Annotated in this window: 14 protein-coding genes; 5 read left to right on the plus strand and 9 right to left on the minus strand. The window is 68.7% G+C overall.

Translation table 11 applies throughout. From position 1 onward, the window contains the following. Positions 1–16: 16 nt before the first annotated feature. The 3 genes from rplT to infC all read right to left on the minus strand — a co-directional run bounded on the left by rplT (position 17) and on the right by infC (position 1498). Complete coding sequence (gene rplT, locus ACFQ91_RS16675; protein WP_137825246.1) at positions 17–406, minus strand: 50S ribosomal protein L20; 390 nt, start codon at positions 404–406, stop codon at positions 17–19. A gap of 102 nt (positions 407–508) precedes the next feature. Then, on the minus strand, positions 509–715 hold the full coding sequence (gene rpmI / locus ACFQ91_RS16680; RefSeq protein WP_063250542.1) for a 50S ribosomal protein L35: 207 nt from the start codon (positions 713–715) through the stop codon (positions 509–511). 96 nt (positions 716–811) lie between these two features. Continuing rightward, a complete protein-coding gene (infC, locus tag ACFQ91_RS16685) occupies positions 812–1498 on the minus strand; it encodes a translation initiation factor IF-3 (RefSeq protein ID WP_249121075.1) in 687 nt (228 codons plus the stop codon). 263 nt (positions 1499–1761) lie between these two features. Here infC and ACFQ91_RS16690 point away from each other — a divergent pair, with 263 nt between their 5' ends. Continuing rightward, positions 1762–2133 carry a DUF1844 domain-containing protein gene (locus tag ACFQ91_RS16690; RefSeq protein WP_137825247.1) on the plus strand — a complete coding sequence of 124 codons (372 nt, stop codon included), beginning with the start codon at positions 1762–1764 and terminating at the stop codon, positions 2131–2133. A gap of 199 nt (positions 2134–2332) precedes the next feature. Here ACFQ91_RS16690 and ACFQ91_RS16695 read toward each other — a convergent pair whose 3' ends face one another. Beyond that, a complete protein-coding gene (locus ACFQ91_RS16695) occupies positions 2333–3082 on the minus strand; it encodes a TetR/AcrR family transcriptional regulator (RefSeq protein ID WP_211979079.1) in 750 nt (249 codons plus the stop codon). A 147-nt stretch (positions 3083–3229) separates the two neighbouring features. On the opposite strand from ACFQ91_RS16695, the gene ACFQ91_RS16700 reads away from it, so the two are divergent. Next, complete coding sequence (locus ACFQ91_RS16700) at positions 3230–4354, plus strand: NAD-dependent epimerase/dehydratase family protein (RefSeq protein ID WP_344251758.1); 1125 nt, start codon at positions 3230–3232, stop codon at positions 4352–4354. A 130-nt stretch (positions 4355–4484) separates the two neighbouring features. On the opposite strand, the gene ACFQ91_RS16705 is transcribed toward ACFQ91_RS16700, so the two are convergent. Together ACFQ91_RS16705 and ACFQ91_RS16710 are read right to left on the minus strand one after the other, a co-directional pair. Further along, positions 4485–6128, minus strand: coding sequence for an AbgT family transporter (locus ACFQ91_RS16705; protein ID WP_344251757.1), 1644 nt, complete (start codon positions 6126–6128; stop codon positions 4485–4487). A 203-nt stretch (positions 6129–6331) separates the two neighbouring features. Continuing rightward, positions 6332–7603 carry a M20 family metallopeptidase gene (locus ACFQ91_RS16710; RefSeq protein ID WP_344251756.1) on the minus strand — a complete coding sequence of 424 codons (1272 nt, stop codon included), beginning with the start codon at positions 7601–7603 and terminating at the stop codon, positions 6332–6334. A 178-nt stretch (positions 7604–7781) separates the two neighbouring features. Between ACFQ91_RS16710 and ACFQ91_RS16715 the strand changes: the two genes are divergently transcribed. The 3 genes from ACFQ91_RS16715 to ACFQ91_RS16725 all read left to right on the plus strand — a co-directional run bounded on the left by ACFQ91_RS16715 (position 7782) and on the right by ACFQ91_RS16725 (position 11707). Continuing rightward, positions 7782–9104 (plus strand): MFS transporter, encoded by a 1323-nt coding sequence (locus tag ACFQ91_RS16715; protein WP_344251755.1) that lies wholly within the window; start codon positions 7782–7784, stop codon positions 9102–9104. Between the two features lie 45 nt (positions 9105–9149). Further along, on the plus strand, positions 9150–10379 hold the full coding sequence (locus ACFQ91_RS16720; protein ID WP_344251754.1) for a helix-turn-helix domain-containing protein: 1230 nt from the start codon (positions 9150–9152) through the stop codon (positions 10377–10379). Positions 10380–10447: 68 nt separating this feature from the next. Beyond that, positions 10448–11707 carry an amidohydrolase family protein gene (locus ACFQ91_RS16725; protein ID WP_344251753.1) on the plus strand — a complete coding sequence of 420 codons (1260 nt, stop codon included), beginning with the start codon at positions 10448–10450 and terminating at the stop codon, positions 11705–11707. 26 nt (positions 11708–11733) lie between these two features. Here the strand turns inward: ACFQ91_RS16725 and ACFQ91_RS16730 are convergent, their stop codons facing one another. Genes ACFQ91_RS16730 through priA form a run of 3 tightly spaced genes read right to left on the minus strand, consistent with a single transcriptional unit; the run spans position 11734 to position 14600 of the window. After that, positions 11734–13080, minus strand: a complete 1347-nt coding sequence (locus ACFQ91_RS16730) for a M20 family metallopeptidase (RefSeq protein WP_344251752.1) — start codon at positions 13078–13080, stop codon at positions 11734–11736. Between the two features lie 40 nt (positions 13081–13120). After that, on the minus strand, positions 13121–13867 hold the full coding sequence (locus ACFQ91_RS16735; protein ID WP_344251751.1) for an SseB family protein: 747 nt from the start codon (positions 13865–13867) through the stop codon (positions 13121–13123). A 4-nt stretch (positions 13868–13871) separates the two neighbouring features. Continuing rightward, the gene (priA, locus tag ACFQ91_RS16740) at positions 13872–14600 is read right to left on the minus strand and encodes a bifunctional 1-(5-phosphoribosyl)-5-((5-phosphoribosylamino)methylideneamino)imidazole-4-carboxamide isomerase/phosphoribosylanthranilate isomerase PriA (protein WP_211979070.1); all 729 of its coding nucleotides are present in this window, start codon (positions 14598–14600) and stop codon (positions 13872–13874) included. Positions 14601–14636: the final 36 nt, after the last annotated feature.

Consider the following 14636-nt stretch of genomic DNA (forward strand, 5'->3'; position numbering starts at 1 on the left):
CAGTCCGGGCGGGACGTCAGGCTGCCGGGGTCTTCGCGGCGTTGACGTCGGCCGGGAGGGCGTCCTTGGCCACCTTGACGAGGTGGGCGAAGGTCGGTGCGTCGTTGACGGCGAGCTCGGCGAGCATGCGGCGGTCGACCTCGACACCAGCGGCCTTGAGGCCCTGGATGAAGCGGTTGTACGTCATGCCGTTGGCGCGGGCGCCGGCGTTGATGCGCTGGATCCAGAGGCGACGGAAGTCACCCTTGCGAGCGCGGCGGTCACGGTAGCTGTAGACCAGCGAGTGGATGACCTGTTCCTTGGCCTTGCGGTACAGGCGCGAGCGCTGTCCGCGGTAGCCGCTTGCCCGGTCGAGGATGACCCGGCGCTTCTTGTGGGCGTTGACTGCCCTCTTCACACGTGCCACGTGTTACTCCTTTGATTCGTTGCGTCCGGATCTCAGTCCGGAGTCTGGTTCAAGCTGTGGGGATCGGTCCGCAGCGGACCGTTCGGCCTCAGAGCGGCCGAGTCACTTGCCCTTGAGCTTGCCCAGAAGCTTGCGGGCCTTGGCGCGATCGCCGCCGGTGAGGACCTGGTCCGTACCGACACGGCGCTTGCGGCTCGAGGACTTGCCCTCGAACTTGTGCTGGTTGTTCACGCCTTCGCGCATGATCTTGCCACTGCCAGTCACGCGCATGCGCTTCTTGGCGCCGCTGTTCGTCTTCTGCTTCGGCATCGTGCCGTTCTCCTTTGCATTTCGTTGTGGGCAAGGGGGCGCCCACAACTACTTCACCCACCGGACACAGGTGTCCGGCAATTCGTTACCTGTTGCTCACGCCTCGGGCGCTGCGTTCTTCTCCGCAGCGACCCGATCGCGTCGGGACTTGACCTCGGCGTTGCGGCCCTTGGCATCAGAGGATGCCTTGCGGGCTTCGGCCTTGGCGTCGGATTTGGACTTGTGAGGAGCGATGACCATCACCATGTTGCGTCCGTCGACCCGCGGGGCGGATTCGACGGTGCCGAGTTCCGACACATCTTCGGCCAACCGGTTGAGCAGCTTGATGCCCATCTCGGGACGGGACTGCTCGCGCCCGCGGAACATGATCATGACCTTGACCTTGTCGCCGCCGGACAGGAACCGCGTCACGTGACCCTTCTTCGTCTCGTAATCGTGTTCGTCGATCTTGAGACGGAAGCGGATCTCCTTCAGCGCGGTGTTCGCCTGGTTCTTCCGGGCTTCCCTGGCCTTCTGGGCAGATTCGTACTTGTACTTCCCGTAGTCCATGAGTTTGGCCACGGGGGGCTTCGCCTGCGGGGCGACCTCGACGAGATCGAGATCTGCCTCTCGGGCGAGATCGAGTGCCTTGCGAATGGCAACGATACCGACCTGTTCACCATTGGGTCCGACCAACCGGACCTCGGGAACCCGAATCCGGTCATTGATGCGCGTCTCGCTGATGTGTTCACTCCTTTTTAGCTCAAATGGTGTCGTGGCAATGAAAAAGGCTCCCATCGACACGAATGCCAAGGGAGCCTGCACACACGATCACCGGGGTCTGAGACCACAGGATCTTTCCGTGAATACACCTCGACCCGCTGCCTTCATCCCCGATTTCCAACGAGGGGAAGAACATCAGATCTTCGGACCCGATCGCTCGTCGCGATCCAGGTGGGAGTCAGACTCCGCTTCGCACCGTATCCAGTGTACTACGGTTCATGACTCTTCGCACATCGCCACCCCTCCCGGCCACCCGGGACGTGGGAATGTGCCAAGCTTGACCCATGACCTCTCAAGACCCCAATACCGCCGAGGCGGTCGGCGACGTCACCCGCGACATCGCCGAGGTGCCCGCCGTCGAAATCATCACGTCTACGGCCGTCCATCTCATGTCCGCCGCCGCCGTGAAGACCGGCCTGGCCGAGGACACCCCCGGCCAGTCCGCCGCCGACCTCATCGACCTCGATGAGGCTCGCAAGCTCATCACCGCACTCGCCGGCCTCGTCACCGGTGCCGCCACCGTCATCGGCGACCATCACGCCCGCCCGCTGCGCGACGGCCTCCGCAGCCTGCAGCTGGCCTTCCGCGAGGCCTCGACGATTCCCGACGAGCCCGGCCAGGGTCCCGGAGAGAAGTTCACCGGCCCCGTCCGCTGATCGAGTCGAGGCTCGCTCCTTTGGGGCTTGGCTCTTCGCAGCTCGTCGCCTGACGCTTTTTTGTCCCTGACGGCTCCCGTTCACTGAGCGGGGGCCGTCAGTGCATTCACGGTCTCACCGCGTGCGTGGTCTCACCGCGTGCACGGTCTCACCGCGTGCACGGGCTCACCGGGTTCGCGGGCTTACCGCGTGCACAGTCTCACCACCCGAGTTCGGCGATGACCGCGGTCATGAGGTCGTCTTCGACGTCATCGAAGCCGGGACCGAACTGCCCGAACCGCAGCGAGCTGATGAGTCCGATGATCGCCACCCACGCGGTGACTGCCCGAAGCGTCGTGGCGGCATCGACGTCGATGCCGAGAGTGGCGAGTTCGGCGGCGACGCGCTCGACACCCGGGTTCGGCTGCGCGCAGGCAACCTGCCCGCGCACGGCATCCGCTGCGCCCGCATCTGCGGTGCCAGCTGCACCCGACCCTGGTGCGCCTGCAGTGCCCACCTCTGGGGCGTCCCCCGAGTCCGCAGCGCCCGCCTCGTCGACGAGGGTGACAAGCGTGGCCATGACGCGCGTGCCCAGCTCGACCGTCACTTCGCGCGGCGCCGCATACGCGGCGATCGGCGTGCCGTAGATGAGTGCCCAGCGCCGTGGGAACCTCCGCGACCACGCGAGCATCGCCAGCCCCAGCGTCGGCACCGACCTGTCGCGTTCGAGGGCGGCATCGACCGCCTCGGCGATCGAGGTGAAGGCGTCGGCGATGAGGATCGTGAGGAGTTCGTCGCGGGTCTTCACGTAACGGTAGACAGCGCTCGAGACGATGCCGAGCTCACGCGCGATCGCCCGCAGCGAGAGCGCCTCCGCCCCCTCGGCGTCGAGCATCCGATTGCCGATCTCGACGATGCGCGCTTCGGTCTCCGCACGCGCCTTCTCTCGCGGAGTCCGCTTCTTCTCCATTCCCTCACTCTACGGTGAGAGAGCACCGGAATTGAATGTGAGCACTGCTCTTGTTTTATCGCTGCGACGGGTCTACGCTCATATCGTCACCAACAGAGAGCAGTGCTCACATCTCGTGGCTGCTCGCCAGACGAAGGGAACACCGCCATGCGCTCAGCACTCGTCCTCGGCCTCGGTCAGATCGGCGCCCAGATCGCCCGCGACCTTGCCGCCGCCGGCACCGATGCCCGTGTCATGACCCGCTCGGCGCCGCCCGCCGAGGCTCTCGCCGTTCCCGCCAGCACCATGGGGTCGATCACGTGGACGCAGGGCGATGCGTCGAACGCCGCAGCTGTCCGTTCCGCCGCCGAGGAGGCGAATGCCGAAGCGATCTTCGCGTGTGTCCACGCCGCGTACGACTCGCGCGTGTGGGCGACGACCCTGCCCGGCCTTGAGGCGGCGATCATGGATGCGGCGGCCGAGCTCGGCATCCCCGTCGTCTTTCCCGAATCGGTCTACGCGTTCGCCGGGCTGGACACCCCGATCACCGCCGACTCACCGTTCTCCCCGGTCGACGACAAGGGCCGCATCCGCCGGCAGCTCATCGACGCCAGCGAGGCTCACCCGGCGCAGGTCGCGAGCGTGCTCGCCGGCGACCTCATCGGAGCGACGGCCACGCCGACGAGTTCGGTCGTGCGCCTCTGCATCACCGACCGCATCGCCGCCGGCCGTCGGGCAGTCGTGCTCGCGCGCACCGATGTTCCCCACGGGATCACCGTCATCGGCGACATGGCTCGGACGATGATCGACGCGGCTGCCGATCTCGCCGACACCGCCGACGCGGTGGTCGCCGGCCAGATTGACGCGGCGGCGGAGATTGCCGATCCCGCGACCACCGTTGCCGGTCCCACGACAGCCGTAGCCGGTCCCGCCACCACCGTGACCGACCCCGCCGATCAGGCAACCATCGCCGACACGGGCCGACAGCACCCAGCCACCGCCGACGTTCCCCGGCAACGCACTGTCACGGCCGGCGCGGGACGTCACCGTCTCGTCATCGCTCCGAGCGCCAATCCCACGCTCGCCGACATCGCCGCGTACACCCACGAAGCCATCGGCTCACGCCCCAGACAACCCGGCGCCATCCCCCACGCCGTCGTCCGAGCCGCCGGATGGTTCGACCGGACGATGTTCGAACTCGCCGAACTCGCCCCGATCTGGCGCCGCCCCTGCCTCATCGAGTCGGGTACGGTCGGCGACTGGCGCCGCGGAATCGACGAGATGGTCGCCTGAGGACGGGGCACCTCGGCGCGGTCCCCCACTGACCGCGGAACCACCTCGGCGCGGTTCGTCACCGCCTGCGGAACCACCACCCCACCGCGGATGGGCACTCACCACAGCCCCACCTCGGCGGGGATCGATCTCAGTTCTGCCCGAGGAAGATCCCGTTGCCGGGTCCGAGCGGCAGGTCGAAGAAGTACCAGATCGCCAGCAGGCCCGCCCACGCGAGCCAGAACGGGATGACGAACGGGAACATCCGGGAGATCACGGTGCCGAGGCCGGCGTTCGGCTCGTAGCGGCGGACGAGGCCGAGGAGGACGATCATGTACGGGTTGAGCGGGGTGATGACCTGTGTGGCGGAGTCGCCGACACGGAACGCGGCCTGGATGAACGCGGGCTCGTAGCCGAGCAGGGCGAAGAGCGGGACGAAGACCGCAGCCATGAGCGTCCACATCGACGATCCGGAGACGATGAAGAGGTTGAGCACGCTCGCGAGCAGCATGAATCCGATGATCGCGGCAAAGCCGGTGAGGCCGATCGACTCGAGCCCGGACGCGCCGGCCACGGCGATCCACGAGCCGATGCCCGACCAGTTGAAGAGGGCGATGAACTGGCCGAGGATGAACGCGAGGATGAGGAACGACATCATGTCGACGAACGACTGCCCCATCATCTTGACGATGTCGTTCATCGACCGGATCGTGCCGACGACGAGACCGTAGACGACGCCCATGAGCATGAAGTACGCGAAGACGATGAAGACGATCGAGGACAGCAGCGGGGACCGCGGCAGGAAGCCGCCCTCCTCGTTGCGCCACGGGGAGTCGGGGATGAGGACCGCGAAGAGGATGACCGCGGTGAGGGCGAGCGCGGCGAGGACAGCCCAGCGCAGACCCCGCTTCTCCGCCGGCTCGAGCGTCGGGCTCATCGCCGTCTGCGCGGCCTCCATCTCCTGCGCCGACACGGAGTTCTCCGCATACTCCGAGCCTGACGCCTGGTACTTCTTGTCGAGTCCCTGCGTCGTCGCATCGACGTAGTCGCGCGGCACGCCCTTGCGGACCATGTTCGGTTCGATGAGCTTGTCGATGATGAGCCCGGCGATGAGGGCGAGGACGATCGAGGCGACGATGTTGAAGTAGTAGTTCGAGACCGGGTTGACCGCTTGGTACTCGACCCCGGGCAGCGTCTCCATCACCGAGGTGGTGATGCCGGCGAAGAGTGCGTCGAGGCTCGTCGGCACGATCGACGTCGAGTATCCGGCGCCGGTCGCGGCGAACCCGCCGATGAGACCGGCCATCGGGTGCCGTCCCGCGGCCTTGAAGACGAGCGCGGCGAGCGGCGGGATGATGATGAATGCCGAGTCGGCCATGATCGACCCGACGACGCCGACGAACCCGACGGCGTAGGGCAGCAGCCAGCGCGGGCTCTTGCCGAAGGCGACGCGGACGGCCGCGGCGAGCATCCCCGACTTCTCGGCGACGCCGACGGCGAGCAGGATCGGCAGCACCGTCGCCAGCGGCGGGAACCCGATGTAGTTCTCGCCCATCGTCGTCGTCAGCCACGCCAGGCCCTCCCCGGTGAAGAGGCCCCTGATCGCGACGACTTCGTCGCTGCCGGGGATCGTCACCGACACCCCGGCGAGCGCCATCGCCGTTGAGATCGCCCCGGTGAGGAGGAAGAGACCGAGGAAGAGCGTGAAGGGCTCGGGCAGTCTGTTGCCGATCCGCTCGATCCCGTCGAGCATCCGCTGCCCGATTCCGACTTTCCCTGACGCCTGCGTTGACATGGCTCTCTCCTATGAACGCGCTGAGTTCGGGAGGAAACCGGTGAAGGGCCCGAACCGCCGAGGTGGTGCTCACTGAACTCGCGACTGCCCTGTCCGCCGGAATTGTCCGACGATCACAGTGCTGTCGTGGAACAGTCTGGCACACCTCGGTGTCCGAGCTCACATGCGCGGATGCGTGCGCGGGACTCTGCGCGGGTTCGTCCTCAGACGCGGTTGATCCGGCGCACGGCGAGTTCGGCGAGCAGGGCAGCCCCGTCGGGGAGGACGGAGTCGTCGAAGCGGGCGAGCGGCGAATGGTTGCTCGGGGCCGTCGCCGGGTCCCCCGTCGCACACGCTCCGAGGAAGAGGTACGTCCCGGGCACCTCGTCGAGGACGAAGGAGAAGTCCTCAGCCCCGGCGTCGGGCGTGGGCTTGAGGGCGAAGCGGTCCTCACCGAAGACGTCGGCGACGGTCTCGGCCATGAACGCATGCTCATCGGGGTTGTTGACCGTGAGCGGGTAGACGTTGCGCATCGTCACCTCCGACTCCAGTCCGTGCGCCGCGGCGACGCCCTCCATGAGCGGGACGACGAGTTCGGCGAGCAGGGCGCGCGATTCCCGGCTGAACGAGCGGATCGTCGCATTGAACTCCGCGGAGTCCGGGATGATGTTCTCCTTCGTGCCCCCGGCGATCCGCCCGACGGTGACGACGACGGGGTCCCAGATGTTGAAGCGCCGCGTCACCATCGTCTGGAGTGCGGTCACCGCTTCGCAGAGCGCGGGGATCGGATCCATCGTCGTGTGCGGCGCCGACCCGTGACCGCCCGCCCCGTTGAACCGCACGGTCAGCGAATCGGGCGCCGACATCAGGGTGCCGGGGCGGCCGGTGAAGACCCCGCGGGGGATCTCGTGGGCGAGCACGTGGAGACCGTAGGCGGCGTCGGCGCGCTTGCCGGCGGCGTCGAGGACGCCCTCGGCGATCATCTGCTCCGCCCCGCCGTCCATCTCCTCGGCGGGCTGGAACATGAAGACGACGTCTCCGTCGAGCTCCTCGCGCATCGCGTGGAGGATCCGCGCCGCGCCGACGAGTCCGGCGGTGTGGAGGTCGTGCCCGCAGGCGTGCATCGTCTCCCCCGTCGTCGATGCGAAGTCCTCACCGCTCTCCTCGACGACGGGCAGCCCGTCCATGTCACCGCGCAGGAGGACCACCGGCCGGTCCGCACCGGTGCGGCCTCCGGGCTTCGTCCCGCGCAGCACCGCGGTGATGCTCGTCAGCTCCTCGCCGAGGCTGATCTCGAGGTCGAGTCCCTCGAGCGCGGTGAGCACCCGCTGCTGTGTTCGGGGCAGTTGGCGACCGAGCTCGGGCTCCCGGTGGAGGTCGCGGCGCAGGGCGATGAGGTCCTCGGCGAAGCTCTGCGCAAGCTCCCGAGTCCGGGATGCCTGTGGCGCGGCGGTCGTGGTCGGCTGGGTGTCCGTGGGCGATTCTGTGGGTGTCATGGGCAATAACGTAGGGTCGGCGGCTGCGGACCGGCAACGGTTCGCGAGCCGCTCGGCGAAGGTCTCGACAACTGTCGTCTCCGCGCCCGCCAACACGCGACAATCCGTCATTGTTCCGGTCAGAGGCGAGGCGCAAGGATTGAGACACTCATCACACACCAGGTCGCACAGGGAGGCAATGATGCAGACCAAGGCCACAGACTCACCGGACTCACCTCCGAAGAAATCGTCACCGCTCCCGCTCATCGCGGGCACCACGGTCGGCAACTTCGTCGAGTGGTTCGACTTCGCCCTCTACGGGTTCGCGGCGACGATCATCGCCGCGACGTTCTTCCCGCCCGACGGCGGTGCCGGTGCCCTGGCGGCGACGTTCGCCGTCTACGCCGCGGCGTTCGTCATCCGTCCCGTCGGCGGGTACGTCCTCGGTCGCATCGGGGACCGCTACGGCCGCCGCCGCGCCCTGTCGATCTCCGTCATCATCATGGGCCTGGCCACCGCCGCAATCGGGCTCATCCCCAGCTTCTCCGCGATCGGCTGGTGGGCACCGGCGCTGCTGCTCGTCTTCCGCTGCCTCCAGGGGTTCTCCGCCGCCGGCGAGTTCGTCGGGGCGACGACGTTCCTCATGGAGCACGCCCCGCAGGGCCGTCGCGGCCTGTGGTGCAGCTTCGTCACCACCTCGACGTGGCTCGGCACCGTCGGCGCCACCGCCCTCATCCTCGTCCTCCAGGCGAGCTTCGGCCCCGTCTACCAGGAATGGGTGTGGCGCGTGCCGTTCGTCTTCGGCGGACTCATCGCAATGGTCGGCCTCTACGTGCGCCTCCGCCTCGCCGAGACCCCCGTCTTCATCAAGACCGAGGAGAAGATCGACGACGCTCCCCGCCTGCGCGACCTCTGGGCCAAGCACAAGGGCATCATCATGATCGTCTTCGTCTACAACGTCTTCCTCGGCATCCTCACCTCCTCCGTCGTCGGCTACCTGCCGAGCTACCTCATCTCCGAGCTCCGGTTCGCTCCGCTCCAGGCCACGATCACCGTCACCGGCATGCTCATCGTCGCCGCGATCACCAGCCCGATGATCGGGGCACTGGCCGACAAATACGGTCGCCGCCGTCTCCTCATCCCCAGCGTCGCGATCGCCGCCATCGCCGTCGTCCCCGCCTACGGCCTCCTCGGCGTGGCGGCACTGGCCTGGCTCGGCATGATCGTCATGGTCGTCGCGACGAACTTCGTCGGCGTCGTCGGCAGCATCAGCGTTCCCGAGCTCCTGCCCCCGCAGTTCCGCTTCGTCGGTCTCGCCCTGCCCACGGCGATCGCCTACGCGATCTTCAGCGGCACCGCTCCCCTCGTCAACTCGAGTCTCATCTCCGCCTTCGGCACCGCCCTGGCGCCCGGGTTCTACACCCTGGCGATCGGTGCGATCGCGTTCCTCGTCCTCGCCCGGTGGCTGCCGGAGACTAGGGACTCCTCGATCGCCCACGGTGCGCAGCTGCGCACCCGCTGAGACGACATGGGCTGGGCCGCGTCCGCGTCCTCTACTCTTGGAGGCATGCAAGATGAGGTCCAGTCCATCGTCGATGCCCTGAGCACGGCGCTGGGGCGCACCGTCTCGGTCAGCGACTACTCGATCCGCCACATCGCCCACTCGAGGCAGATGGGAGCCGTCGACCAGGCCCGCATCGACTCGGTGCTCCGTCGCCGCGTCTCACCCCAGCTCCAGGAGTTCATCTACTCCCAGGGCGCCCGTCACGCCACCGGGCTCTTCGAGGTCGCAGCAAACGAGAGCCTCGACGCCCGCATCGCCCGCTACGGCCACCCCATCAGCGCCGATGGTCGGACCCTGGGCTTCATCTGGCTCCTCCGCAGCGAAGGCCCGCTCGGTGCGGAGGAGGAGAAGACCGTCGCCGAGGCGGCCGCCTCGATCAGCCGGGAGCTGCGGAGACAGGCCCACGCCGGCCGTGCCCGGGACACCGCCCTCAAACAGCACCTCGCCGATGCCCTCTCCCCCGACGCGGAGGAGCGGACCAAGGGCGCTGAGGCACTCGCCCAGGAGAGGCTCTTCGGCGCCCAGGCCTCGACCCTGCTCGTCCTCGACTTCACCGCCACCGCCTCGGCGAGCACCGCCCAGACGGGGATGAGCGCCGCGCTCATGCTCGAACGCTTCACCGACTGGTTCTCCCTGGCTCCGGGCCTCTTCCACGACTTCGCCGACCACAGCGTCGTCCTCCTCGGCGCGGAGTTCCCCGACGATTCGGTGCGGCAGTGGTGGCGGGGCGAGCTCACCGACCAGGACGTCATCGCCCGGGTCGGCATCGGCCTCGGCGACGCCCTCGACGACCTCCGCGACGCCGAGGCGACGTTCGCCGCCTACCGTCACGCCCGGACGGCCGCGCGCATCGCCCTGACCACCGACACCGCCCCGGTCGCCCTGCGCCGCTTCGCCGAGCTCGGCTACTACGGACTCCTGCCCGAGGCGAGCCCGGAGACCCTGGCGACCCCGGTCGCCGCAGTCATCGCCGCCCTCGTCACCGATCATCCCGAGCTCGCCGAGACGCTCGAGCGCTACCTCGACGCCGCCGGCGACGTCCGCGCCACCGCCTCGGCGATGTACCTCCACCGGGGCAGCCTCTACAACCGGCTCAAGCGGATCGAACAGCTCACCGACCTCGACCTCGGCAGCGGCGGTGACCGGCTGAGCGCCCATCTCGGCCTAAAACTGCTCCGCACGACTGGACAGCTGTCGTGGCCGGAGACCGTCGAACACGACAGTCAGCGATAGTCGCACGGGCCGCACCTCGAGATAATCGAGACACGACCACCGTTTCAACGACGAGATCAGAGGTAACCATGGCGATCTGGCTGGCCAACCCCACTGTGATTCCCTGCACCGGCGACGAGACCGACAAGGGTCCGGGCACCGCACCGCGGGAGGTCACGGGAATCCGCATCGACGATGGCCTCATCGATCGCATCGGAGGGTCCGCCGAGGCGGGGGACGAGGTCATCGACGCCGCCGGCCTGACGCTCACCCCGGGGCTCATCGACGGACACACGCATGCGGGCATGGCGAGTCCCGTCGATGCGAGCCTGCGCCACGATCTGCCCGTCGCCGTCCTCGCCGCCGACATCTTCCACGTCTGCGGTGAGGCCCTCGACGCGGGGTTCACGACGCTGCGCGACTGCGGCGGCCTCGACCTCGGCGTCCCCCAGGCGATCGCGAGCGGCCGCGTCCGGGGCCCGCGGATCGTCCAGTCCGGTCCGATCCAGGCCCAGACCGGCGGGCACGGCCACTACTCGAGCGAATGGGAGCCGACCGAGTACTTCGACACCCATGCGATCCCGGGGCTGCGGACGATCGCCCTGCTCGCCGACAGTCCCGACGAGGTCCGCAGGAACGTCCGTGAGTCCTTCCGCCGCGGAGCCGACTTCATCAAGATGTGCGTGACCGGCGGAGTGCTCGGCTTCCGCAACAACGTCGAGGCCACCCAGTTCACGTTCGACGAGATCGCTGCGGCCGTCCACGAGGCGACCGCCCGCGGCACGTACGTCACGGTCCACGCCCACAACGCGACGGGCATCCGCACCGCCATCGAGGCCGGGGTCAAGTGCGTCGAGCACGGCACCGGCATCGACGCGGAGACCGCGCAGCTCATGGTCGAGAACGGCGTCTCCCTCGTTCCGACGTTCGCCACCGCCTACGTCTACCTCACCGGGTCGAGCGCCTCCGGGGTCGAACACGACTTCTCCGCGCAGATCGACGGGGTGATCGCCGGGATGGAGTCGTCCCTGCGCGAAGCCAGGAAGGCCGGGGTGCGCATCGGTCTCGGCTCGGATCTCACGGGACTCAACCAGGTCAACCGGGCCGAGGAGATGAAGCTGCGCTCGCAGCTCGAGTCCCCGGAGGCCGCGCTCATCGCCGCGACCCGGATCAACGCGGAGCTCTGCGACCTCGGCGAGGTCACCGGCACGATCGAGGAGGGCAAGCGCGCCGACCTCGTCGCGTGGACGGCGTCGCCGCTCGAGGATCCCACCCGCTTCACCGACCGGTCGACGATCGCACACGTCTTCCTCGACGGCAGGCGCGTGGCGGGATCGGCTGCCGGGTGATCGTCGGCCTGTTGCGCTGAACCCGTTCAGTCGAAGTAGTGCTCGACGTCGATGGCGCCGCCGGCGCGGGTGAACTCCGCGTCGACTTCGGCGGCGAGAGCATCGTCGACGAGGTAGTCGAGCGCCGTGCACGCCAGCCCGTAGGCGGCGTCGCGGGCCGCGGCCTCGGCGGCCGGGGTGATCGCGGCAGCGGCGAACTCCCGGGTATGCAGGGCCACCTCGGCGTCGGCGGTCCTGATGAGCGGATGGATGCCGGGGATCCGGTAGGAGACGTTGCCGAAGTCCGTCGAGGCCGCGATCGACTCGTCGAGGACGCCCGCCGGCAGCGGTGAGCGTCCGCGCTCCTCCTCGTGGAGGGCCCAGCGCGTCGTCAGCGCCGCATTGCCGCGCACCGGCAGCGACGGCGGGTGCTCATCCCACGTCACCTCGACCCCGGTGCCGGTCATCAGCGCCGCCCCCATCGCCGCCTCCTCGACCCGCTGCGAGAGCTCCTTGAGCGTCTCCGGGTACTTCGAGCGGACGTAGCACTGTACGGTCGCCGATTCCGTGATGATCGAGGGCCTCGTCCCGCCGTCGGCGATGACGGCGTGGAGGCGGGAGATCGGCGGCATCTGCTGCCGGAGCAGGCCGAGGCCCTGATAGAAGAGGGTCGCGGCGTCGAGTGCGTTGCGTCCCATGAAGGGCTGCGCCGAGGCGTGTGCGGCGACTCCCGTATACGTGACCTCGAGGAGGCGACGGCCGAGCCACACCTGGTCGGCGCAGTCGTAGCCGTACCCGTGGACCATGATCGCCGCGTCGATGCCGTCGAAGGCACCGGCTCGGGCCATGACCTCCTTGCCAGAATGCCCCTCCTCGGCGGGGGTGCCGAGGAGGACGACGGTGCCGGGCACGGCCGCAGGATCCCTCTTGGCGAGGTCGTCGAGTGCGAGGAACGCCCCGACTGCGGCGGCGGCGATGAGGTTGTGGCCGCACGCGTGGCCGATCTCCGGCAGCGCATCGTATTCGGCGAGGATGGCGATCGTCCTGCCCTCACCGGAGCCGGTCGTCGCGCGCAGGGTCGTGTCGACGCCGTAGCGCCCGGTCTCGACGGCGATGCCGCGGGAGGCGAGGACGGCGGCGATCGCGGCGACGGATTCGTGCTCCTCGTACGCGGTCTCGGCGAGGCCGTGGATGGTGCGGAGGAGTTCGGTGATGTCGGCGCCGACGGTCTCGAGTCCCTCCGCGATCGCCTCGGTGCTCGTCGTCGGGGCGCCGGTGAAGGTGTCGGTCCACTCCCCTGCCGCGCCGGCGCGGGCCTGCGTCTCGGCGGAGATGTGGTCGAGGTAGGACTCGTCGGGAACGGCGGGGCGGCTGAGATCGCGCAGGGGGCTCATGTCACTCAAGCATAGGAGACCCGAAGCCCACAGCCAGGCGCTAGGCCGCGGTGAGCTGGAGGGCGAGGGAGTCGACGCGGTCGATGATGAGCGCATCGACGGCCAGCGCATGCTGGAACCGGTCGAGTTCGCTGTCGTCGACGTCACCGCGGACGCCGAGGCGGATGCCGAGTTCCGGTCCTTCGACGTGGACGCGGGCGCTGCCGGGGCTGAGACTGATCGTCGCCAGCCATGGGAAGGCCTCGGCGATCGTCGCGATCGCCTGTCCCACCTCGGCGTCGGCCCACGACGGCGTCCACGGACGGCCCTGCGCGAACGCGAACAGCGCGGGACGCCGCAACAGGAACGACCGTGCGGTTCCGGGGTCGAGGACGACGAGCTGGGATTCGGCTTCGACGGCGCCGAGGACGAGGCGCTCGGCTTCGATCGGCACGGGTCGGGCCTCGGGGTGCCAGGCCGTCAGCGGGGGGATCGCGGAGAACCCGGGCGTGCATTCGCGACCGTCGGCGGCTTGGAGGCGGACCATCGCCATGTCCGAGGAGTTGTCGACCATGAGCCCGTTCTCCCCGACGCCGTGGTCGATGGCCAGGGGCACGATCGGCGCGTAGAGGCGGGTGCCGGACAGGGCCGTGACGACGCCGCGGTGGGCCTCGGGGTCGAGCGGTGCCCCGGCCACGGTCTCGAGGGCCGTGAGCAGGGCCGCGTCGGCCTCACCGGTGTCCCCGGAAAACGGGTTCGGGGCGAGGCTGCGGCCCTCCCACGGCTGGCCGGCCGAATCGGTCGACACGGTCTCAGCGTCCCGCGACGTCGAGGGCCTCTTCGAGCGTGAACTGCCCGGCGTAGAGGGCCTTGCCGACGATCGCGGAGTCGACGCCGGCGGGGACGAGACTGCGGAGGCTGCGGAGGTCATCGAGGCTCGAGACGCCGCCGGAGGCGGTGATCGGCTTGTCGGTGCGCGTCGACATCGATTCGAGCAGGTCGAGGTTGGGTCCCTGGAGGGTGCCGTCCTTGCGGACGTCGGTGACGACGTAGCGGGCGCAGCCGGCTTCCTCGAGGCCGGTGAGCACCTCGAAGAGGTCCCCGCCGTCCTTCGTCCATCCGCGGGCGGCGAGCGTCTGCCCGCGGACGTCGAGGCCGATGGCGACCTGGTCGCCGAAGCGGGAGATCATCTCGGCCGTCCACTCGGGGTTCTCGAGCGCCGCGGTGCCGATGTTGACGCGTTCGGCCCCGGTGTCAAGCGCCCTCTCGAGGCTTTCGGTGTCGCGGATGCCGCCGGAGAGTTCGACCTTGATGCCCACGGCCTTGACGACCTGGTTGAGGAGATCGGAGTTCGATCCCCGACCGAACGCCGCGTCGAGGTCGACGAGGTGGATCCATTCGGCGCCGCGCTCCTCGAAGTCGTGGGCGGCGTCGATCGGTGAGCCGTAGTCGGTTTCCGTGCCCGCTTCGCCCTGGACGAGGCGGACGGCTTTGCCGTCAGCGACGTCGACGGCGGGGAGGAGAACGAGCTTGTCAGTCATGGTGGCCTTTCCTGGGTCGCAGTCGGTGGTGCGGTG

Source organism: Brevibacterium sp. NPDC056726 (assembly GCF_042790515.1).
GTDB classification, from domain to species: domain Bacteria; phylum Actinomycetota; class Actinomycetes; order Actinomycetales; family Brevibacteriaceae; genus Brevibacterium; species Brevibacterium sanguinis.